We start from the raw sequence: 19,930 nt of genomic DNA on the forward strand, positions 1-19,930 counted from the left end.
GAAGAAAAAGCGACTATCAATTAACCTTATTAAAGGAGAAACCATTTAAAAATGGAAAAGTTTTTTAAACTTAAAGAACATGGTACAGATGTTCGTACAGAAGTAACTGCTGGTTTAACAACATTCTTTGCAATGTCATATGTATTGTTCGTTAACCCATCAATCCTTTCACAAGCTGGAATGCCTACACAAGGTGTGTTCCTTGCTACAATTATCGGTGCTGTTGTAGGTACATTGATGATGGCCTTCTACGCTAATCTTCCATATGCACAAGCACCAGGTATGGGACTTAACGCCTTTTTCACATATACAGTTGTCTTTTCATTGGGTTACTCTTGGCAAGAAGCTCTTGCGATGGTATTCATCTGCGGACTTATCTCACTTGTTATTACAGTAACTAAAGTTCGTAAATTGATTATTGAATCAATTCCAGCAGCATTGAAATCAGCTATTTCAGCTGGTATCGGTATTTTCCTTGCTTATGTTGGTATAAAAAATGCCGGCTTCTTGAAATTCTCTATCGATGCTGGTACTTATACGGTAGCTGGTACTGGAGCTGATAAAGGTCTTGCTTCAATTACAGCTAACGCATCAGCTACACCAGGATTGGTCGCTTTTAACAACCCAGGTGTTATTCTTGCATTGATTGGTCTTGCTATCTCAATCTTCTTTATCGTTAAAGGAATTCGTGGTGGTGTTATCCTTTCAATTGCTGCAACAACAGTTGTTGGTATTTTGATTGGTGTTGTTGATCTTGGTTCAGTTAACTGGGCTGCAACTAACTTGTCTGCTTCAATCAATGATTTGAAAGAAATCTTTGGTGTAGCTCTTGGTAGTCAAGGTCTTGGTTCATTGTTCTCAGATGCTTCACGTATTCCAGGTGTCTTGATGGCAATCCTTGCTTTCTCATTGACAGATATCTTTGATACAATCGGTACACTTGTTGGTACTGGTGAAAAAGTTGGTATTATTGCTTCAACTGGTGAAAACAAAGAGTCTAAAGCACTTGATCGTGCCCTTTATTCTGACTTAGTTGGTACTACATTGGGTGCCATCGCAGGTACTTCAAACGTTACAACTTACGTTGAATCTGCTGCAGGTATTGGTGCTGGTGGTCGTACTGGTTTGACTGCTCTTACAGTTGCCGTACTATTTGCTATCTCAAGTTTCTTTAGCCCACTTGTTTCAATCGTTCCTACACAAGCAACAGCTCCAATTCTTATTATCGTTGGTGTTATGATGCTTTCAAATCTTAAAAACGTTAAATGGGACGATCTTGGCGAAGCAGTTCCAGCATTCTTCACATCAATCTTTATGGGATTCAGCTACAGCATTACTTACGGTATCGCTGCTGGATTCATCACTTACACATTAGTTAAAATTGTAAAAGGTCAAGCAAAAGAAGTTCACGCTGTTATGTGGGTTCTTGACTTCTTATTCATTCTTAATTTCGTTAGCTTGGCTATTTTATAAAATATAGTTTTTGACAAAAAGCTGAAGGTACGTTCTCTCACCTTCGGCTTTTTTTGTATGGTGAAAGAGGTAGAAAGCTTGTCATTAGTGAATTTAATAGCCTATTGGATAAAATCTACCGATGAAAAAACTGGCGAGACTTGGAAGGTAAGCAGAATTTTGATATAATGGACTCATGTTTTATAGTCATAATGAAGATGAGTTGATGGCTTATGGTTATCGACTCGGTCGAAAATTACAAGCAGGAGATGTTCTGGTCTTGACTGGAAATCTTGGTGCTGGTAAAACGACATTAACCAAAGGAATCGCAAAGGGCCTTGATATCGATCAGATGATTAAGAGCCCAACCTATACGATTGTTCGGGAATACGAGGGGCGTTTACCGCTCTATCATTTAGATGTTTACCGTATTGGAAATGACCCAGATTCTATTGATTTGGATGATTTCTTGTATGGTGATGGTGTTGCTGTCATCGAATGGGGTGAACTTTTAGAAGAAGATTTACTTGGCGATTATTTAGAAATCATTATCACTCCTTCAGGAGATGGTCGTGACATTGAGTTACAATCTAATGGCCCACGAAGTAAGGAGCTTTCGGAGGCTATAGAACGTGGCTGAACAAGAGGTAATCGTTGAAGAAGCCCAACTCTCTGATGCCAAAGCCTTGGTTGACTTGCTTAGTCAGGTTAGTCAAGAGACAGATTTTGTGGTTGCAGAAACGATTTTGTCACAAGAAGATATGGAGATTTTCTTGGAGCGACATCTTGAGTCTGTTAATGAAATTTGCTTGGTCGTAAGAGTTGGTAAAGAGTTGGCTGGTGTTTTAAATGTATCCAGCACTAGCTCACCACAAACTAATCATATCGGCGATATTTTCATTGCTGTGCAAGAAAAATACCGGGGATATGGTCTCGGTTCGCTTCTTATGGAAGTTGCTCTTGATTGGGCTTGCCACACGCCAGTGATTCGTCGTTTGGAGTTGACGGTTCAGGCTAGAAATAGCAGAGCTGTTCACCTTTATAAAAAGTTCGGTTTGAAGATTGAAGCTACTAAAGAACGTGGCGCAAAAACTAAAGATGGAGAATTTCTTGACGTCTACTTGATGAGTAGGTTGATAGACTAAAAGTAAACAAATGAAACTCGGAAAAAAAATTCTGCTTATGATAGCAGCAATCGTTGTGACAACAGTTGTTGCATTAGGTGTTTATATTACAAGTGCTTACAATTTCTCGACAAGTGAGCTCTCAAAAACGTTTAAGGATTACAAGACGTCTGGTTCAAGTAGCAATGCTATTAAACAGACAAAACCTTTCTCAATTCTCTTGATGGGGGTTGATACAGGGGATTCTGAACGTCATTCAACTTGGGAAGGTAACAGTGACTCAATGATTTTGGTAACTGTTAACCCTAAGACGAAGACAACAACAATGACAAGTCTTGAACGTGATATTCTTATTGAATTAACAGGTCCTGAAGATAATGACATGAATGGTGCTCAAGCTAAATTGAATGCTGCTTATGCTTCAGGTGGAGCCCAAATGGCTATCATGACCATTCAAGATTTGCTTGATATCAAAATTGATTACTATATGCAAATCAACATGCAAGGTTTGGTCGACTTGGTTGATGCTGTAGGTGGTATCACAGTCACAAATGATTTTGATTTCCCAATCTCAATTGAAGAGACAGAGCCCGAATACACGTCATCAATTGAACCTGGAACTCACAAGATTAATGGTGACCAAGCTTTGGTATACGCACGTATGCGTCACCAAGATCCAAAAGGAGACTACGGTCGTCAACAACGTCAACGTGAAGTTATCCAAAAAGTGCTTAAGAAAATTTTAGCTCTTGATAGTGTGTCATCTTACAAGAAAATTCTATCTGCTGTAAGTAAGAACATGCAAACAAACGTTGAAATTTCATCAAGTACAATTCCAAGTCTTCTTGGTTATGCGGACTCTCTAAAAAATATTGAAACGTATCAGTTAGAGGGTGAAGGACAAACGATTAATGAAATTTCTTACCAAATCGTAAGTTCTGATCATTTGCTTGAAGTGCAAAACCGTATTAAGAAACAACTTGGTTTAGAAGAAAGCACGGAATTAAAAACAACAGCAGTTCTTTCTGAGAATCTTTACGGTACTTCATCTTATTATAGTAGTGATTACAGTAGCGATTATAGCAGTTATGATAGTGGCTATAGCACAGGTTATGACACCGGTTATAGTGATTATAGCAACAGTGGCTACAGTGATTACTCAACCGATACTTATTCACAAGATGCAAGTGCTTATGCATATTAACATAAAAAAGTCGACTATTTGGTCGGCTTTTCATTTTAGATTTGAGAGGCGTACAAAAAGTACTGGAATTTTCCAGTACTTTTTGTTATTGTTCTAATTCTTGGTATTTTGAAAGTGTCGTTTTGATTTGTTCTAATCGGCTATTGCTTTCTTGTTCAAATAAGCGACGTTTGTAGTCCAATTCTTGGCTAATGCTTTCAAGTTTTGGTAATTGTTGGTTGATATTATCAATCGCTTGGTTGATTTTGGTAATATCTGCAGCAATTTTGTCACTGATATCGTTAGCGTCAGCGATATCGTCTTTAATCTCTTCGCGTTTTTGGTAAGCTTGGTAAGCTGTAAATCCAGCGCATCCAGCTAGGCCTAAGGCGATAAAAGAGCTTAATTTCATGCTTCTACCTCTTTAGCAATTTGCTCTGCTAATTTTCCAAGAGCTTCAAAATCTGGTTCGTGTTCTGTGAAGTTAAGTGAGAATTCGTCGTCGTTAGCATAACGTGGAATGAGATGAACGTGAGCGTGGAAAACGGTTTGTCCAGCAACTTCTTCGTTGTTGTTAACAATATTCATCCCAACAGCACCAGTTGCTTTTTGAACGGCACGCGCAACTTTTGGCAAGCGCGCAAAGAGTTCTTGTGAAGTTTCTTCAGACATAGCAAGGACGTTACGAACGTGTTCTTTTGGAATGAGGAGAGTGTGTCCTTTAGTTGTTTGTGAAATGTCTAAGAAAGCTAAGACTTTATCGTCTTCATAAACTTTTGATGACGGAATGTCACCTGCGATAATTTTACAAAAGATGCAATTTTCCATTTGAATCACCTATAATCCTTTGATTTTGTTATAATTATTATATCAAAAAAATGTGGGTAGCTTATGTTAAAAATTGAAAATGTCACAGGTGGATACATTAATATCCCTGTTTTAAAAAATATTTCTTTTGAAGTTGGTGACGGTGAGTTGGTCGGCTTGATTGGGCTAAATGGTGCTGGGAAATCAACGACGATTAATGAAGTTATCGGACTTTTGACACCTTATCAAGGAAAGATTACGCTTGACGGCTTGACTTTGGCTGATAACCAAGTAGAGTATCGCAAAAAGATTGGCTTTATTCCTGAAACGCCAAGCTTGTATGAAGAGTTAACTTTACGTGAGCATTTAGAGACGGTTGCTATGGCTTATGACCTTGATTTTGATGAGGCGATGGCGCGTGCCAAGGAATTGTTAAAACTTTTCCGTTTGTCTGATAAGCTTGAGTGGTTCCCGATTAATTTTTCAAAAGGGATGAAGCAAAAGGTTATGATTGTCTGCGCCTTTATGATTGATCCTCATTTGTTTATCGTTGATGAGCCATTTTTGGGGCTAGATCCTTTGGCGATTTCTGATTTGACGGATTTGCTAGCGCAGGAAAAAGCAAAAGGCAAATCTATTTTGATGTCAACACACGTGCTAGATGCTGCTGAAAAAATGTGTGATCGATTTGTGATTTTGCATCATGGTCAAGTGCGTGCAATGGGAAATCTAGCTGAATTGCGTCAAGCTTTTGGAAAAGAAGATGCTAGTTTGAACGATATTTACATGGCTTTAACTAAAGAGGGATAGAAATGAAAGAAGTTTTTCGAAAACGACGCAGCCTCTTTTTAGGGCAATGTCTGAAATACTTGCGTTATGTCTTAAATGATCATTTTGTCTTGGTCTTGCTTTTCTTATCAGGTTTTTTGATGGTCCAATACGGTGAGTTATTAAAGCATTTTCCAAAGCAACATTGGTGGCTTGATGTCATTTTGGTCATTGTGACGCTTGCTCTTCTTAGTCTTGGTAAAATTGCAACTTATATTGAGGCACCAGATAAGCTATTTTATTTGCCAAAGGAAGAAGAAGTGGTGGCTTGGATTCACCAAGCTAGAGTTCGGTCTTTTGGTGTTTGGGCAGTGTTACAAACAGCTGTTTTCTTGTTGCTAGCACCTATTTTATTTAAATTAGGTTTCTCAGTTCCTGTTTTTGCGGTACTTTTGCTAATTTTACTTGGTATCAAGTGGGTGATTATGGCAAGAAAAGAAAAAGTCTTTTTTAGAAATGGTCATTTTTCTTGGGAAACTGCCATTACTTATGAAACCAAACGCCGTCAATCTATTTTGAAATTCTTTGCCCTCTTTACAACGGTTAAGGGAATTTCGGCAAGTGTCAAACGTCGTGTTTACTTAGATAAGATACTCGGTTTGGTTAAGAAACGTCACGATAAAACGTGGTCGAACCTTTATCTCAGGGCCTTTCTTCGTAGTTCGGATTATCTGGCTTTAACTTTGCGTCTGGTTTTATTAGGTGTTCTTGCTTTGCTGTTTATTCCAAATCATCTAGTAGCAGCTGGCCTTGCTTTAATTTTTAATTATCTTTTACTGTTTCAGTTGTTAGGACTTGCTCAACATTTTGAGTATCAATATTTAACACGCTTATACCCCATTTCAGAAGCGCAGAAAATGGCGAATTTAAAGGCTTTGCTACGAACTTTATCTTATATGATTTGCTTGCTTGATGTGTTATTATGTTTTTCTTTGAAGGCTGCAGGGCTTTTGATTTTGATTACTGTAATTGTTACAGAATGGTATCTTCCTTACAAAATTGCGAAGATGATTGACTAGGGACTGTAAAACAAGTAAAATAAAAGTGAAGAAAAGTATTAACGTATTATATATGAAAGAAAAGGAGGGCAGACAGGTGACAACAGTATCAGATCAGGAATTGACAATGACACCACTTCGAGGAAAAAGTGGGAAAGCCTTTATTGGTCAATATCCGAATGGTGAAAAAATCTTTATCAAGTTTAACACGACACCAATTTTACCAGCTCTTGCTAAAGAGCAGATTGCGCCACAATTGTTGTGGGTGCGTCGCACTGGTAATGGCGATACAATGAGTGCACAAGAATGGCTTGATGGAAGAATTTTGACTAAAGAGGATATGGGTAGTAAACAGATTGTCCATATTCTTTTGCGTTTACACAAGTCACGACCATTGGTTAACCAATTGTTACAGTTAAACTATAAGATTGAAAATCCATATGATTTGTTGGTTGACTGGGAAAAAAATGCACCGTTGCAAATTCGTGAAAATACGTATTTGCAAGGTATTGTAAAAGAACTAAAACGTAGCTTACCAGAATTTCGTTCTGAAGTTGCGACCATTGTACATGGGGACATCAAACACAGTAACTGGGTTATCACAACAAGTGGTATGATTTACCTTGTTGATTGGGATTCAGTTCGTTTGACAGATCGAATGTACGATGTAGCCTTTCTTTTGAGTCACTACATTCCTTACACACGTTGGGGTGAGTGGTTGAATTATTATGGCTATAAAGACAATGAAAAAGTACGCAGTAAAGTTGCTTGGTACGGACAATTTTCATATCTTTCACAAATTTTGAAATGCTTTGATAAGCGAGATATGGAACATGTCAACCAAGAAATTTACGGCTTACGAAAATTTAGGGAGTTAGTTAGTAAAAAGAAATAATGCGAGTTAGAAAACGTAAGGGTGCTGAGGAGCACTTAGAAAATAACCCACACTATGTTATCTTAAATCCAGAAGAAGCAAAAGGACATTGGCGTGAAGTCTTTGGTAATGATAATCCAATTCACATTGAAGTTGGTTCAGGAAAAGGAGCATTCATTACAGGAATGGCTTTGCAAAATCCAGATATTAACTATATCGGAATTGACATTCAAGTATCTGTGCTTAGCTACGCTTTGGATAAAGTTTTAGATAGTCAAGCACCAAATGTTCGTTTGTTGCTAGTTGATGGTTCTGATTTGACAAATTATTTTGCGGATGGCGAAATTGATTTGATGTATTTGAATTTCTCAGATCCATGGCCTAAGAAACGTCACGAAAAACGTCGTTTGACTTACAAAACGTTCTTAGATACTTACCGTCAAATCTTACCTGAACACGGTGAAATCCACTTTAAAACTGATAACCGTGGCTTGTTCGAATACAGCTTGGCAAGCTTCTCACAATACGGCATGATTTTAAAACAAGTTTGGTTAGACTTACATGCTAGTGATTTTGAAGGAAATGTCATGACTGAATATGAAGAGAAATTTTCTAAAAAAGGTCAAGTCATTTATCGTGTGGAAGCACAGTTTCAGTGATTCGCTGATGTTATAAAAAGAAGTTAGTTTGCTAATCTTCTGTTGGAGAGGTACTTAGTGGAGAAGCGTAAATGAATTTTAGGTTTCGAGGGTTCAAGTCCCTTCCTCTCCTTACACAATTGAATAGAAAAAGAAACGTCCTTTGATTTTTTAAACAAATCTGAATGTTTGGGGCGTTTTTTTGCTTCTTTAATGGTTTTAGCGATTAAATAGGAAAAAAGGGGATAGGATTATGAAAAGGAAAACTCACTAGAGTTAATGGCGGTATGTTGTTAGAAAACGTTATTTAGGTGATGCGGCAAGTGCCTAATGTGGGAAAACTTGCTTAGAATAGTGAGGCTGTATGCTTTTAGGTAGAATAAAAGAATTACTATATAAGTATCAAGGCTGGTTGACCTATCTTGGGGCTTTGGTAGCATTTAATTTGATGTTGAAGCTGGCTTATGATGAGATTGTTATTAATCATAAGAATCCTGTGGAACTACTCATTTCAATTATTATATTAGGTGTGAGTTTATTGGCATCTTATCTCAATCGAAGACGTCACATGTTATCCTACTTTATCCTTGAGAGTTCTGAGTATATCAATATGTATGCTTTAGATTTGAATTATCGTTTTATGGCTATCAATCGAAATGATATTCGTCTCATGCAAGAAATTTTTAAATTCACTCCAAAGATTGGTGATTGCCCGCTACGGCATTTAGATGCTGAAAGATCAGCAGAGCTAAAAGCTAATGTTGATCGTGCCTTGAAGGGGGAGACCTTTACTTTCCTTGATACCATTGAGTATAAAGGTGAGACACTTTATTGGCAAAATATGTTCTCTCCGATATATAATCGAAGAAAGAGAATTATTGGCGCTTTTTCGATTGTTGTTGATGTGACGGAGCAACGGAAACAAGAACTCGAAATGCAGAGATTGGCGTATGAGGATGTCTTAACTCAAGTTCATAATCGTCGCTACATTGAGCTGGCCTTTGATGAATGTGTGTTAAATAAGACAAATCCAATTACGGTTATCATGTCTGATTTGAATAAATTTAAAGAGGCTAATGATACTTATGGTCATTCTTGTGGTGACCAGATATTGATTGAGTATGGTGATTTGCTAACAAAAATTATGCCAAAGGATGCTGTTGTCGCAAGACTTGGTGGTGATGAATTTGCTGTTTTACTCCCCGGAGTTTCGATGCGTCAGGCTGATTTTTTAATCAATCTAGTTAAAATCGAAATGATGGTAAAAGATATGCCGGTAACGGCTTCGCTCGGTTCTTATACAGATTCTTATGAAGCACATAAGACATTTGTTGATTTTTGTGCATGTGCTGATGAGAGAATGTATCGTGATAAAAATCAGAAAGGATAAAGCTTATGATCTATCAAGATGTTGTTATTGTTATTCCTGCCTTTGAACCTGATCAACGCATGCTAGAATTGTTAAGAGATATTCGAGCGCGTGAAAGTAAGCCTTTTGAAATTGTCCTTGTTGATGATGGTAGTGGTCCTGCTTATGAAGCTTTGTTTACTGAAGCTAAGGAAAAATACGCTTGTCATTTATTGACTCACGCTGAAAATAAAGGTAAAGGGCGTGCTTTAAAAACAGCCATTTCTCACATTCTTGAGCATTTATCACAAGCTAAAGGGATTGTTACCATTGATTCTGATGGTCAACACACTTATGAAGATACCCTAAAATGTCTAGATGAGTTTTTAAAATATCCAGAGAGCTTAGTACTTGGGGTTAGAAAATTTGAAAATTCTGTTCCGCTCCGCAGCCGATTTGGTAACCTTTTGACGCGTGATGTTTTGGATGCTTTTACGGGTATGAAAGTCTCTGATACGCAAACGGGTCTTCGTGTTTTGCCAATGACTTGGTTAAAAAGAATGCTTGACGTAGAAGGAGAACGTTATGAATTTGAGATGAACATGCTTTTAGCAGCTAAGGAAGATGGTATCCCAATTCGTGAAGTTGGTATTGCAACGATTTATCTCGATGAAAATCAATCGTCACACTTTGATGTTATTCGAGATTCGCTTCGCATTTACAAGGTCTTCTTTAAGTACATCTTCTCATCACTTTTCTCATTCTTAGTGGATATTGTTGCTTTTACGATTTTGATTTCACTCTTTAATGGCTTAAGTCTTAGTGCTGTTACCCTTGCTTCGGTTTTGGCACGCGCCATTTCATCAGTGGTGAATTATTTCTTGAATCATAAGGTTGTTTTCAAGAAAGGTAAAGCCAGCAGCGCCATTAAGTACTTTATCCTTGTCATTGTGCAAATCATGGTATCAAGTCTTTTGGTAACCATAGTCGGAAATGCCTTGACAGCTGTTCCGATTTCAATCGTTAAAATTGTTGTCGATGGTTTGCTCTTCTTTGTGAGCTACTTTATTCAAAAGCATTTAGTCTTTAGTGGAGGTGGAAATGAAGAAGCTTAAAAACTTACTATATATTGCCGCCTTTGCCACCACGGTCTTTTACTTGACTTGGCGTTTATTTGCGACGATTCCATGGCGCGATTCTTGGTTTGCTTTGATTTTTGGGATTTTGTTATGGCTTAGTGAAGTGGTCTCAGCCATTACGGGATACATTCTTATTTTGAATAAGCAGAAGAACTTCGAGCTGAAAAAACCAGAGATTCCTTATGACCGTTATCCTGATGTTGATGTCTTGATTGCCACGCATAATGAAGACCCTGATTTGCTTTACAAGACCATTAATGCCTGTACTTACTTAGATTATCCTGACAAATCAAAGGTTCGCATCTTTGTCTGTGATGATACCAATCGTCCAGCAGTTGCTAAAATCGCAGAAGAACTTGGTGTTGGTTATTTTGGTTTATCTGATAATAAAGATGCTAAATCAGGAAACTACAATAATGCGCTTAGTAAAACATCAGCTCCGCTTGTGGCAACTTTTGATGCGGATATGATTCCATACCGTGAATTTTTGATGGAAGCTGTGCCATATTTCATTGAGCAAGTTGAGGCTTATGAAAGAGGTGACAAGTATGACAAACCAAAAATTGGCTTGATTCAAACTCCACAAAGTTTTTACAATGCGGATATTTTCCAATACAATCTTTTCTCAGAAGAAACTTTGCCTAATGAACAAGATTTCTTTTCAAAAGAAATCAATGTTTTCAACAATGCGCGTGGTGCAGCGGTTTATACCGGTTCAAACACGGTTATTTTCCGCAAGGCTATTGAAGATGTTGGTGGATTTCCGACAGATACTATCACTGAGGATTTTGAACTTGGTGTTCGAATGAATGCGGCAGGTTATGTCAATTATTCAACGAAACGTCCAATGGCTAGTGGTTTAACACCGACAGACTTAAAGAGTGTTATCAAGCAGCGTGTTCGTTGGGGACGTGGGGTTATTAAGAGTAGTTATAACATGAACGTCTTCTTCAATAAAAACTTGACCAAGGGACAACGTTTGGTTTACATCAATGGTTATCTGTACTGGTGGTCATTCTTTAGACGTTTGCTGTACATTTTAGCTCCGATTTTGTACACGGTCTTTCATGTGCGTGTAGTAGTGTCAAATATTTGGTTGCTCTTCTTTTTCTGGTTGCCAAGTTATGCTTTGACACGTTTATCCATGCGGGAAGTTTCCAAAGAATATCGTACGCAAGTTTGGGGTGAAATTGTTGAAACGATTTTTGCGCCTTATTTAGTGATTCCTTTGATGATGGAGTCTTTCGGGATTAGTGAAAAGAAATTTAAGGTTACCAGAAAAGGAAACGACTCTTCATGGACCTTATATCTGTATGCTATCCCTTATGCGGTTCTTTGGCTACTTGCTATGTATGGTTTGGTAACCTTTAACTATGGTAAATTTTGTTCAGAACTTTTCTATGGTAGTATCATTAGTTTCTGGCTCTTTTATCACATTGTTAACTTGACCTTTGCTATTTTCTGTGCGATTGGTCGTCCTCTTTATCGAGGCAGTGAACGTTTCCCTGTTGATGAACCGATGACTATCGAGGTTGATAATGATTCTTACCAAGTGAGGGTCTGTGATATTTCAGAAACAGGTATTTCTTTTAGTTCTAACTTGCCACTTTATTTGCCAAAAACGAAAGAAATAACGCTTCACTTGCAATCACGCGATTATCGTGCGAGAGCTAAAGGTCATGTGGTTCGTGTTGCGGTTGGTGAAAAATGCTGGCGCTACGGTGTACAATTTACGGAAGTTAATCCAGCTGATATTCGTGAATTTTATCAATACATTTACGACCGTATCAATCACAATTTGCCAACGCATAAGGATTCTTGGATGACAACTTGGGATGATTTGCTTGAAAACTTTAACCAACGTTTCCAAAGTAATGAACGTCCGGTCTCAGCATATGACCAGATTGCCTTGCCAAAAGTTCGTTTGAATGAAGAGGTCTTATACGATGGCAAAAAACGTCAACTTAGAAAGACGAATTATTACTACATGACGTTTTCTGGGCAACTAGAAAATCCACGAAGAAAGCCGATTGTCGACTTTATCTATCATGACATGTTCTTTAAACTTGCCTTTGTCTCTTATGACATTGATAGAGATGAGTCGCTTTACCAAGTAGTGAATCTTCCGACTCTGGAAAAATTACCTGCTTTTAAAGCTTTAGCAAATGAATGGAGGGAAAAAGTATGATAACGATTTTGAGATTACTTTTGTTCTTTGCTATTACCATGGGGTATGACGCCTTTTTCCGCAATGGGTTGAAGATGAATCGTCGTTTGACTTGGGTCTTTACTTTTGCATTTATTACCTTGGTCTTGCATCTGGGAAGCCTAGTTGGTGAAATGTTACCAACGGTTTATGTCTTATCAGTTATCGGCTGTCTATTAAGTCTTTACTATTTATGGTCGGTTTGGAAGAAAAAGGTTAAAGTGCGTAGGTTGGATTACATCTCTATTGGCATGATTTTTTACCTGCTTTTATTTGGTATGACGCTTTGGAATTCTCCAATTTTACACTATGATAATTTCACTCACTGGGCGACTATCGTAAAATTCTTCCATATCAACAATGCTCTTCCAACACAGTATGATACGATTATCAGTTATTATACTTATCCTGTTGGCAGTTCACTCTTTATTTATTTCTTTACAACCATTGTTGGTTTTTCAGAAGGAAGCATGCTAGTTGGGCAATTCTTCCTCATTGCATCCTGTCTTTATGCTATGTTTGGTGCTTTGCGTGACGAACGTCGTGTCTTGATGGTTGCTATGGTATTTGCCTCATTTGCGGTCTTTAATACCTTTAATGTTGCCATTCGATTAAATAACTTGCTGGTGGATTTCTTGTTACCAGTACTTGCCTTGGCAGCTATAGCAGGTTGCTTTGCTTATCGCAATCGTTTCTGGATGATGTCGCTTCATACGGCTGTGGTTCTTGGACTTCTTAGCATTGTCAAAGTTAGTGGACTCTTCTTTGTTCTTTTAGCTTTGGTTGTTTATATTGCTTGCGTTGTACGTTTGTTGGTCCGTAAAAGAGCACGTCTAAAAGCGCTTATCATGATGGTGACAACTATTTTGGCAAGTTTCTTGCCGTTTATCATTTGGCAAAAGCATGTGTCTAATAATTTTCCTAATGCAGCAAGTGCTAAACACGCGGTGTCTATGGGAGACTTGGGTAAAATCTTGTCTGGTCATGTTTCAGGAGGAGTGCCAGAAAAAATCATCAAGCTCTTTATCAAGTCAGTCTTTGATGTGACTAGTTTATCAACTCAAGGTATTATCATCATCAATGTGATTTTGTTAGTCGCCTTCATTATTCTTGGTATTCGCTTGAAACATAAAAAGGGTGTTTTACGGGCATGGTTATTCATTGATATTTCCATTGTGACTTATTACATTAGCATTTTATTGATGTATTTGACAGCTATGCCGACAAACGAAGCTCTTCAACTAGCTGGTTTTGAACGCTATGCGTCAAGTATGGTTATTTTTGCTTTTGGTTACATGGTCATGGCGCTTGCTTGGGTAATGGATGAGTGCCTTTATGAGCAAATCCTCAGCAAGCGTAACGCCAAGTCTTATAAGACTTTGTTAAATAAACGGCTTTACCAATACGCAACGCTTGTTTTAGCCATTTATGCGGTGGGAATGCTATTATCTGAAAACAACAGCATTGTCTTTAACAACAACCAAGAAACCAATAAAGTTTCTAAAGAGCTCCATAAATTAACAGGTAACAATATGGATTCGACTAAAAAACGAATTCTTGTGGTAACAGCTGATAAGGAGCACGTGGATAGTTTCTTTGTACAATACGCTAGTCGTTACTATCTTTGGGACGTTAACGTTGATGCCAGGGAAAACTTTGTCCAAGCAGACAAGGAATTTCTAGAATTGATGAAGTCTTACAGTAACAACGCGACAAGTTATTACCTTTGGAATGAAAATATTGAAGCAAGGGATGATTTCACCTTTACAGATAAAGATTTCATTGCCATGCTAAAGACTTATGATGAAGTTGTTATTTTGGATGACCATTATACCTTCAATGCCTTGACGAAAAAACTTTTCGGACGTACCTATGCTCCAGGAGTTTACAAGACATCTGATATTCTTGCGGGAAAAGGATGATATTTCCCATTCTATCAAGCTTTTGACTTGTCAAAGACCTTAAATTATGTTACTATAATATAAAATAAGTAGAAGGAGGCGGAGTTTGTGACTTCGCCTCTTGTGTGTGCTTAAAGTCATTTTGATGACGGATAAGCTTTTAACGCATGCTACTAATACCGTTGGTTTTACGACAAGTGAGCCAATGTGATGAACTTTCTATTTTGATATTGATAGAAGAAGGAGGGGATTCTTATCGCAAACGCAAATACAATCATTGAATTGGTTACCAAAGCAGTTGCGCCTGCTATTAAAGATCCGTTCGAATTGGTTGATGTTGAGTACGGAAAAATGGGCAGCGATTATGTCCTTAGTATCTTGATTGACAAACCAGGAGGGATCACCGTAAATGATACAGCTGATTTGACTGAAATCATTAGTCCTCTACTTGATGCCATCAAACCAGATCCATTCCCAGAACAATACATGTTGGAAGTGTCTAGTCCTGGTTTAGAGCGTCCATTGAAGACTAAAGAAGCTCTTGAAAAAGCTGTAGGTTCTTATGTCAATGTTAGTCTTTACAAAGCTATTGATAAAGTTAAGGTTTTCCAAGGAGACCTTGTAGCTTTTGATGGTGAAACATTGACCATTGATTATTTGGACAAAACACGCAAGAAAACCGTTGAAATTCCATATTCGACAGTTGCAAAAGCGCGTTTGGCAGTGAAATTGTAGTCAAACTACTATAACAAACTACAATCTGATTTTACTTAGATATAAACGAAAGGATTACGTCCTGCTTAGCCATGCAGGGCAATGAAAAAAATGAGCAAAGAAATGCTAGAAGCCTTCCGTATTTTGGAAGAAGAAAAACACATTAACAAAGACGATATCATCGACGCTGTCAAAGAATCTTTGAAATCAGCCTATAAACGTCGTTATGGTCAATCTGAATCATGTGTTATTGAATTCGACGACAAAAAAGGTGACTTTAAAGTCTACACAGTTCGTGAAGTTGTTGAAGAAGTTTTTGATAGCCGTCTAGAAATCAGCTTGTCAGATGCATTGAAAATTAGCTCAGCTTACGAACTAGGTGACAAAATTCGCTTTGAAGAATCTGTTGCTGAATTTGGTCGTGTGGCTGCTCAATCAGCTAAACAAACAATCATGGAAAAAATGCGTCGTCAAATCCGTGAAGTGACTTACAATGAGTACAAACAACACGAAGGCGAAATCATGACTGGTACTGTTGAACGCTTCGACCAACGTTTCATCTATGTTAACCTTGGTTCACTTGAAGCTCAATTGTCACACCAAGATCAAATTCCTGGTGAAACATGGAAATCACATGACCGTATCGAAGTTTACGTTTACAAAGTTGAAAACAATCCAAAAGGTGTTAATGTCTTTGTAAGCCGTAGCCACCCTCAATTTATCAAACGTATCATGGAACAAGAAATTCCTGAAGTATTTGACGGAACTGTTGAAATCATGAGCGTTTCACGTGAGGCTGGAGATCGTACAAAAGTTGCTGTTCGCAGCCACAATCCAAACGTTGATGCTATCGGTACAATCGTTGGTCGTGGTGGAAGCAATATTAAAAAAGTTATCAGCAAATTCCATCCAAAACGTTACGATGCTAAAGCTGGCGTAGAAGTTCCTGTTGAAGAAAACATTGACGTTATCCAATGGGTTGAAGATCCAGCTGAATTCATCTACAATGCTATTGCACCAGCTGAAGTTGATATGGTTCTTTTCGACGAAGAAGACAGCAAACGCGCTACAGTTGTTGTTCCTGACAACAAATTGTCACTTGCTATCGGTCGTCGTGGACAAAACGTTCGTTTGGCCGCACACTTGACTGGCTACCGTATCGACATTAAATCTGCTTCAGAATACGAAGCTCTTGAAGCTGAACGCGAAGCAAAAGCAGCTGAAGCACAAGAAGCACCAGCTGAGGAAGTTGTTGAATCTGCTGATACAGAAGTTGTAGCAAACGACGCAGAATAAGAAAGATAGAGGTGTTTCATGGCTAAAACACGTAAAATACCTTTAAGAAAATCAGTTGTTTCAGGTGAAGTGATTGATAAACGTGATTTACTTCGCATTGTTAAAAATAAGGAAGGTGAGATTTTTATCGATCCAACTGGTAAGCAAAACGGACGTGGCGCTTACATCAAACTTGATAATGCAGAAGCTCTTCAAGCCAAAGAAAAACGCGTCTTTAACCGTAGCTTTTCAATGGAAGTTCCTGAATCATTTTATGATGAATTGATTGCTTACGTAGATCACAAAGTCAAAAGAAGAGAGTTAGGTCTTGAATAACCACCAAAAATTGTCAAATTTAATTGGACTGGCACAGCGTGCAGGAAAAGTGATTTCTGGAGAAGAATTGGTCATTAAGGCCATCCAATCTGGCAAAGTAAAACTTGTTTTTCTGGCAAATGATGCTGGTGATAATTTGACAAAGAAAACAACTGATAAAAGTCATTATTACAAAGTAGAAGTCTCCACAGTGTTTAACACACTGGAATTAAGTGCTGCGCTTGGTAAACCACGTAAAGTGGTTGCCATAGCAGACGCTGGATTTTCAAAGAAAATGAGGACTCTTATGAACTAACAGAATAGGAGGACATCAATTGTCAAAGAAAAGATTATATGAAATCGCTAAAGAACTGGGCAAATCAAGCAAAGAAGTTGTTGACTATGCTCAAGAGCTAGGACTTGATGTGAAGAGCCATTCTTCTAGCGTTGACGAATCTGATGCCAAACGAATTGCGGCGAAATTCTCAGGAAATGCCAAACCAGCTGCGGCAAAAGCCAAAGTTGAAAAAGCAGCTGAGAAAACAGTTGCAGAAGCTCCTAAAGCAGCTCCTGCAAAACCTCAGAGCCGTAATTTCAAGGCGGAACGTGAAGCGCGTGCTAAAGCCGAAGCTGAAAAACGAGCTAAAGGCGGCGATAAAAAGCGCAATAACAATCAAGGACGCGACAATCGTTCTAATCGTGACAGACAAGAGAATGCCCAAAATAATCGCAAACAACGCGATCGCAATTCTCAAAATCATAATCGAAGAGATCAACAGCGTGATAATCACCAAAGAGATCAACGAAACGATCGCAATCAAGCAGCAAAACCACGTATCGATTTCAAAGCACGTGCAGCTGCATTGAAAGCAGAACAAAATGCTGAGTATTCTCGCCAAAGCGAAAATCGCATTCACGAAAAAGAAGCCGCTAAGCGTAAAGCAAAAGCAGCTAAAGAACAAGAGCACAAAGCTCGTGTGGAAGCTAAAGCTAAGGCTGAAGAACACAAAGCAAAAGCAGCAAAACCTGCAGCGTCTGCTCCTAAACATGTGGTAGCAGAACAAGCAGCACCTGCTGTAGATAAACGTCGTAAGAAACAAGCTCGTCCTGAAAAATCACGTGATTATGAACGTGATAATGAAGATGGACCACGCAAGAATAGAAAAAACTGGAATAATCATAACCAAGTGAGAAATCAAAGAAATAGTAACTGGAATAATAACAAGAAAAACAAAAAAGGTAAACATAACAATCGTAACAACGCTCCAAAACCTGTAACAGAGCGTAAGTTCCACGAATTACCTAAAGAATTTGAATACACTGAAGGCATGACTGTTGCTGAAATCGCAAAACGTATCAAACGCGAACCAGCAGAAATCGTTAAGAAACTCTTCTTGATGGGTGTTATGGCTACTCAAAACCAATCCCTCGACAGCGATACAATCGAATTGTTGATGGTTGATTATGGTATTGAAGCTCATAAAAAAGTCGAAGTTGACGAAGCTGATATCGAACGCTTCTTTGCTGACGAAGGCTACCTCAACCCAGACGAAATGGTTGAACGTGCTCCTGTCGTAACTATCATGGGTCACGTTGACCACGGTAAAACAACCCTTCTTGATACCCTTCGTAATTCACGTGTCGCTACAGGCGAAGCTGGTGGTATCACTCAACACATCGGTGCTTACCAAATCGTTGAAAATGGTAAGAAAATTACCTTCCTTGATACACCAGGTCACGCGGCCTTTACATCAATGCGTGCGCGTGGTGCCTCAATCACAGATATCACTATCTTGATTGTTGCCGCTGATGACGGTGTTATGCCTCAAACAGTCGAAGCCATTAACCACTCTAAAGCCGCTGGTGTCCCAATCATCGTTGCTATCAACAAGATTGATAAACCAGGTGCTAACCCAGAACGTGTTATTGGTGAATTGGCAGAACACGGAATCATCTCAACTGCTTGGGGTGGTGACTGTGAATTCGTTGAAATTTCAGCCAAATTTGGTAAAAACATTGATGAATTACTAGAAACAGTTCTTCTTGTTGCTGAAATGGAAGAATTGAAAGCTGACCCAACAGTTCGCGCTATCGGTACAGTTATCGAAGCTCGTCTTGATAAAGGTAAAGGACCTGTGGCAACACTTCTTGTCCAACAAGGTACTCTTCATGTTCAAGACCCAATCGTTGTTGGTAACACATTCGGTCGTGTTCGTGCCATGGTTAATGACCTTGGACGCCGTGTTAAAGTGGCAGAACCATCAACACCAGTATCAATCACTGGTTTGAACGATGTGCCTATGGCAGGTGACCACTTCGCGGTTTACGAAGATGAAAAAGCTGCGCGTGCAGCCGGTGAAGAACGTGCTAAACGTGCTTTGATGAAACAACGTCAAGTCACTCAACGTGTTAGTCTTGAAAACCTCTTTGATACCCTTAAAGCAGGTGAAGTTAAGACTGTTAACGTCATCATCAAAGCCGACGTACAAGGTTCTGTTGAAGCCCTAGCAGCCTCACTTCTTAAAATTGATGTTGAAGGCGTAAAAGTTTCAGTTGTTCACTCAGCCGTAGGTGCTATCAACGAATCAGACGTTACGCTTGCTGAAGCATCAAATGCCTTCATCATTGGATTTAACGTCCGCCCTACACCACAAGCTCGCGAACAAGCAGAAGCTGATGAAGTAGATATTCGTCTTCACTCAATCATCTACAAAGTTATCGAAGAAGTTGAAGATGCTATGAAAGGTATGCTTGACCCTGAATACAAAGAAAAAATCATCGGTGAAGCTCTTATCCGTGAAACATTCAAAGTATCTAAAGTTGGTACAATCGGTGGATTCATGGTTACAAATGGTAAAATTACGCGTGATGCTAGCGCACGTGTCATCCGTGACGGTGTTGTTATCTTCGACGGTAAACTTGCCAGCCTTAAACACTTCAAAGATGACGTTAAAGAAATCGGTAACGGCCAAGAAGGTGGTTTGATGATTGAAAACTACAACGACATCAAAGTTGATGACGTTATCGAAGCTTACGTTATGGAAGAAATTAAACGTTAGGGAGTAAGACAGAACACCAAAAAGCAGGTTCGTCGTCTTACCCCCGCACAGTTGAGTAGGGTTGTAAAA

The 19,930-nt window shown here is 38.7% G+C and carries 19 protein-coding genes and 1 tRNA gene; 18 read left to right on the forward strand and 2 right to left on the reverse strand.

Going from position 1 to position 19,930, the window contains the following annotated elements; genetic code table 11:
- The first annotated feature begins 51 nt into the window (after nucleotides 1-51).
- The 4 genes from BMX18_RS07835 to BMX18_RS07850 all read left to right on the forward strand — a co-directional run bounded on the left by BMX18_RS07835 (nucleotide 52) and on the right by BMX18_RS07850 (nucleotide 3,780).
- Complete coding sequence (locus tag BMX18_RS07835) at nucleotides 52-1,473, forward strand: NCS2 family permease (protein WP_074603728.1); 1,422 nt, start codon at nucleotides 52-54, stop codon at nucleotides 1,471-1,473.
- Nucleotides 1,474-1,648: 175 nt separating this feature from the next.
- Nucleotides 1,649-2,092, forward strand: a complete 444-nt coding sequence (gene tsaE / locus BMX18_RS07840) for a tRNA (adenosine(37)-N6)-threonylcarbamoyltransferase complex ATPase subunit type 1 TsaE (RefSeq protein ID WP_074561333.1) — start codon at nucleotides 1,649-1,651, stop codon at nucleotides 2,090-2,092.
- Nucleotides 2,085-2,597, forward strand: a complete 513-nt coding sequence (locus BMX18_RS07845) for a GNAT family N-acetyltransferase (protein WP_093815969.1) — start codon at nucleotides 2,085-2,087, stop codon at nucleotides 2,595-2,597. Before tsaE ends, BMX18_RS07845 begins: the two co-directional genes overlap by 8 nt.
- A gap of 10 nt (nucleotides 2,598-2,607) precedes the next feature.
- On the forward strand, nucleotides 2,608-3,780 hold the full coding sequence (locus tag BMX18_RS07850) for a glycopolymer--peptidoglycan transferase LytR (protein WP_074603723.1): 1,173 nt from the start codon (nucleotides 2,608-2,610) through the stop codon (nucleotides 3,778-3,780).
- A gap of 85 nt (nucleotides 3,781-3,865) precedes the next feature.
- Here the strand turns inward: BMX18_RS07850 and BMX18_RS07855 are convergent, their stop codons facing one another.
- Together BMX18_RS07855 and BMX18_RS07860 are read right to left on the reverse strand one after the other, a co-directional pair.
- A complete protein-coding gene (locus BMX18_RS07855; protein WP_074603720.1) occupies nucleotides 3,866-4,171 on the reverse strand; it encodes a hypothetical protein in 306 nt (101 codons plus the stop codon).
- The gene (locus BMX18_RS07860) at nucleotides 4,168-4,587 is read right to left on the reverse strand and encodes an HIT family protein (RefSeq protein WP_074565143.1); all 420 of its coding nucleotides are present in this window, start codon (nucleotides 4,585-4,587) and stop codon (nucleotides 4,168-4,170) included. Before BMX18_RS07860 ends, BMX18_RS07855 begins: the two co-directional genes overlap by 4 nt.
- A 63-nt stretch (nucleotides 4,588-4,650) precedes the next feature.
- Between BMX18_RS07860 and BMX18_RS07865 the strand changes: the two genes are divergently transcribed.
- From BMX18_RS07865 to infB, 14 genes are all read left to right on the forward strand, one after another.
- Nucleotides 4,651-5,376, forward strand: coding sequence for an ABC transporter ATP-binding protein (locus BMX18_RS07865; RefSeq protein ID WP_074870022.1), 726 nt, complete (start codon nucleotides 4,651-4,653; stop codon nucleotides 5,374-5,376).
- Between the two features lie 2 nt (nucleotides 5,377-5,378).
- On the forward strand, nucleotides 5,379-6,413 hold the full coding sequence (locus tag BMX18_RS07870) for an ABC transporter permease (protein ID WP_093815971.1): 1,035 nt from the start codon (nucleotides 5,379-5,381) through the stop codon (nucleotides 6,411-6,413).
- 52 nt (nucleotides 6,414-6,465) lie between these two features.
- Entirely contained in the window at nucleotides 6,466-7,287 is an 822-nt protein-coding gene (gene ccrZ, locus BMX18_RS07875; RefSeq protein WP_039695962.1) for a cell cycle regulator CcrZ, read from the forward strand.
- Complete coding sequence (gene trmB, locus BMX18_RS07880) at nucleotides 7,287-7,925, forward strand: tRNA (guanosine(46)-N7)-methyltransferase TrmB (RefSeq protein ID WP_039695961.1); 639 nt, start codon at nucleotides 7,287-7,289, stop codon at nucleotides 7,923-7,925. Before ccrZ ends, trmB begins: the two co-directional genes overlap by 1 nt.
- 44 nt (nucleotides 7,926-7,969) lie before the next feature.
- A tRNA-OTHER gene (locus BMX18_RS09395) sits at nucleotides 7,970-8,037 on the forward strand.
- 231 nt (nucleotides 8,038-8,268) lie between these two features.
- Nucleotides 8,269-9,294, forward strand: a complete 1,026-nt coding sequence (locus BMX18_RS07885) for a GGDEF domain-containing protein (RefSeq protein ID WP_093815972.1) — start codon at nucleotides 8,269-8,271, stop codon at nucleotides 9,292-9,294.
- Nucleotides 9,295-9,299: 5 nt separating this feature from the next.
- The gene (locus BMX18_RS07890; protein WP_074870015.1) at nucleotides 9,300-10,367 is read left to right on the forward strand and encodes a bifunctional glycosyltransferase family 2/GtrA family protein; all 1,068 of its coding nucleotides are present in this window, start codon (nucleotides 9,300-9,302) and stop codon (nucleotides 10,365-10,367) included.
- Nucleotides 10,354-12,579, forward strand: coding sequence for a glycosyltransferase family 2 protein (locus BMX18_RS07895; RefSeq protein WP_093815974.1), 2,226 nt, complete (start codon nucleotides 10,354-10,356; stop codon nucleotides 12,577-12,579). The genes BMX18_RS07890 and BMX18_RS07895 overlap by 14 nt, the downstream gene beginning before the upstream one ends.
- Entirely contained in the window at nucleotides 12,576-14,519 is a 1,944-nt protein-coding gene (locus tag BMX18_RS07900) for a hypothetical protein (protein WP_093815976.1), read from the forward strand. Before BMX18_RS07895 ends, BMX18_RS07900 begins: the two co-directional genes overlap by 4 nt.
- 252 nt (nucleotides 14,520-14,771) lie before the next feature.
- Nucleotides 14,772-15,233, forward strand: a complete 462-nt coding sequence (gene rimP, locus BMX18_RS07905) for a ribosome maturation factor RimP (RefSeq protein WP_039695938.1) — start codon at nucleotides 14,772-14,774, stop codon at nucleotides 15,231-15,233.
- Nucleotides 15,234-15,323: 90 nt separating this feature from the next.
- Nucleotides 15,324-16,508 (forward strand): transcription termination factor NusA, encoded by a 1,185-nt coding sequence (nusA, locus tag BMX18_RS07910; RefSeq protein WP_039695996.1) that lies wholly within the window; start codon nucleotides 15,324-15,326, stop codon nucleotides 16,506-16,508.
- 18 nt (nucleotides 16,509-16,526) lie between these two features.
- A complete protein-coding gene (gene rnpM, locus BMX18_RS07915) occupies nucleotides 16,527-16,823 on the forward strand; it encodes an RNase P modulator RnpM (RefSeq protein WP_006531117.1) in 297 nt (98 codons plus the stop codon).
- Nucleotides 16,816-17,118, forward strand: coding sequence for a YlxQ-related RNA-binding protein (locus BMX18_RS07920; RefSeq protein WP_093815978.1), 303 nt, complete (start codon nucleotides 16,816-16,818; stop codon nucleotides 17,116-17,118). The genes rnpM and BMX18_RS07920 overlap by 8 nt, the downstream gene beginning before the upstream one ends.
- A gap of 19 nt (nucleotides 17,119-17,137) precedes the next feature.
- Nucleotides 17,138-19,861, forward strand: coding sequence for a translation initiation factor IF-2 (gene infB, locus BMX18_RS07925; RefSeq protein ID WP_093815980.1), 2,724 nt, complete (start codon nucleotides 17,138-17,140; stop codon nucleotides 19,859-19,861).
- Nucleotides 19,862-19,930: the final 69 nt, after the last annotated feature.

The sequence above is a fragment of the Streptococcus sp. 45 genome, assembly GCF_900108865.1.
Classification (GTDB): Bacteria; Bacillota; Bacilli; order Lactobacillales; family Streptococcaceae; genus Streptococcus; species Streptococcus ruminicola.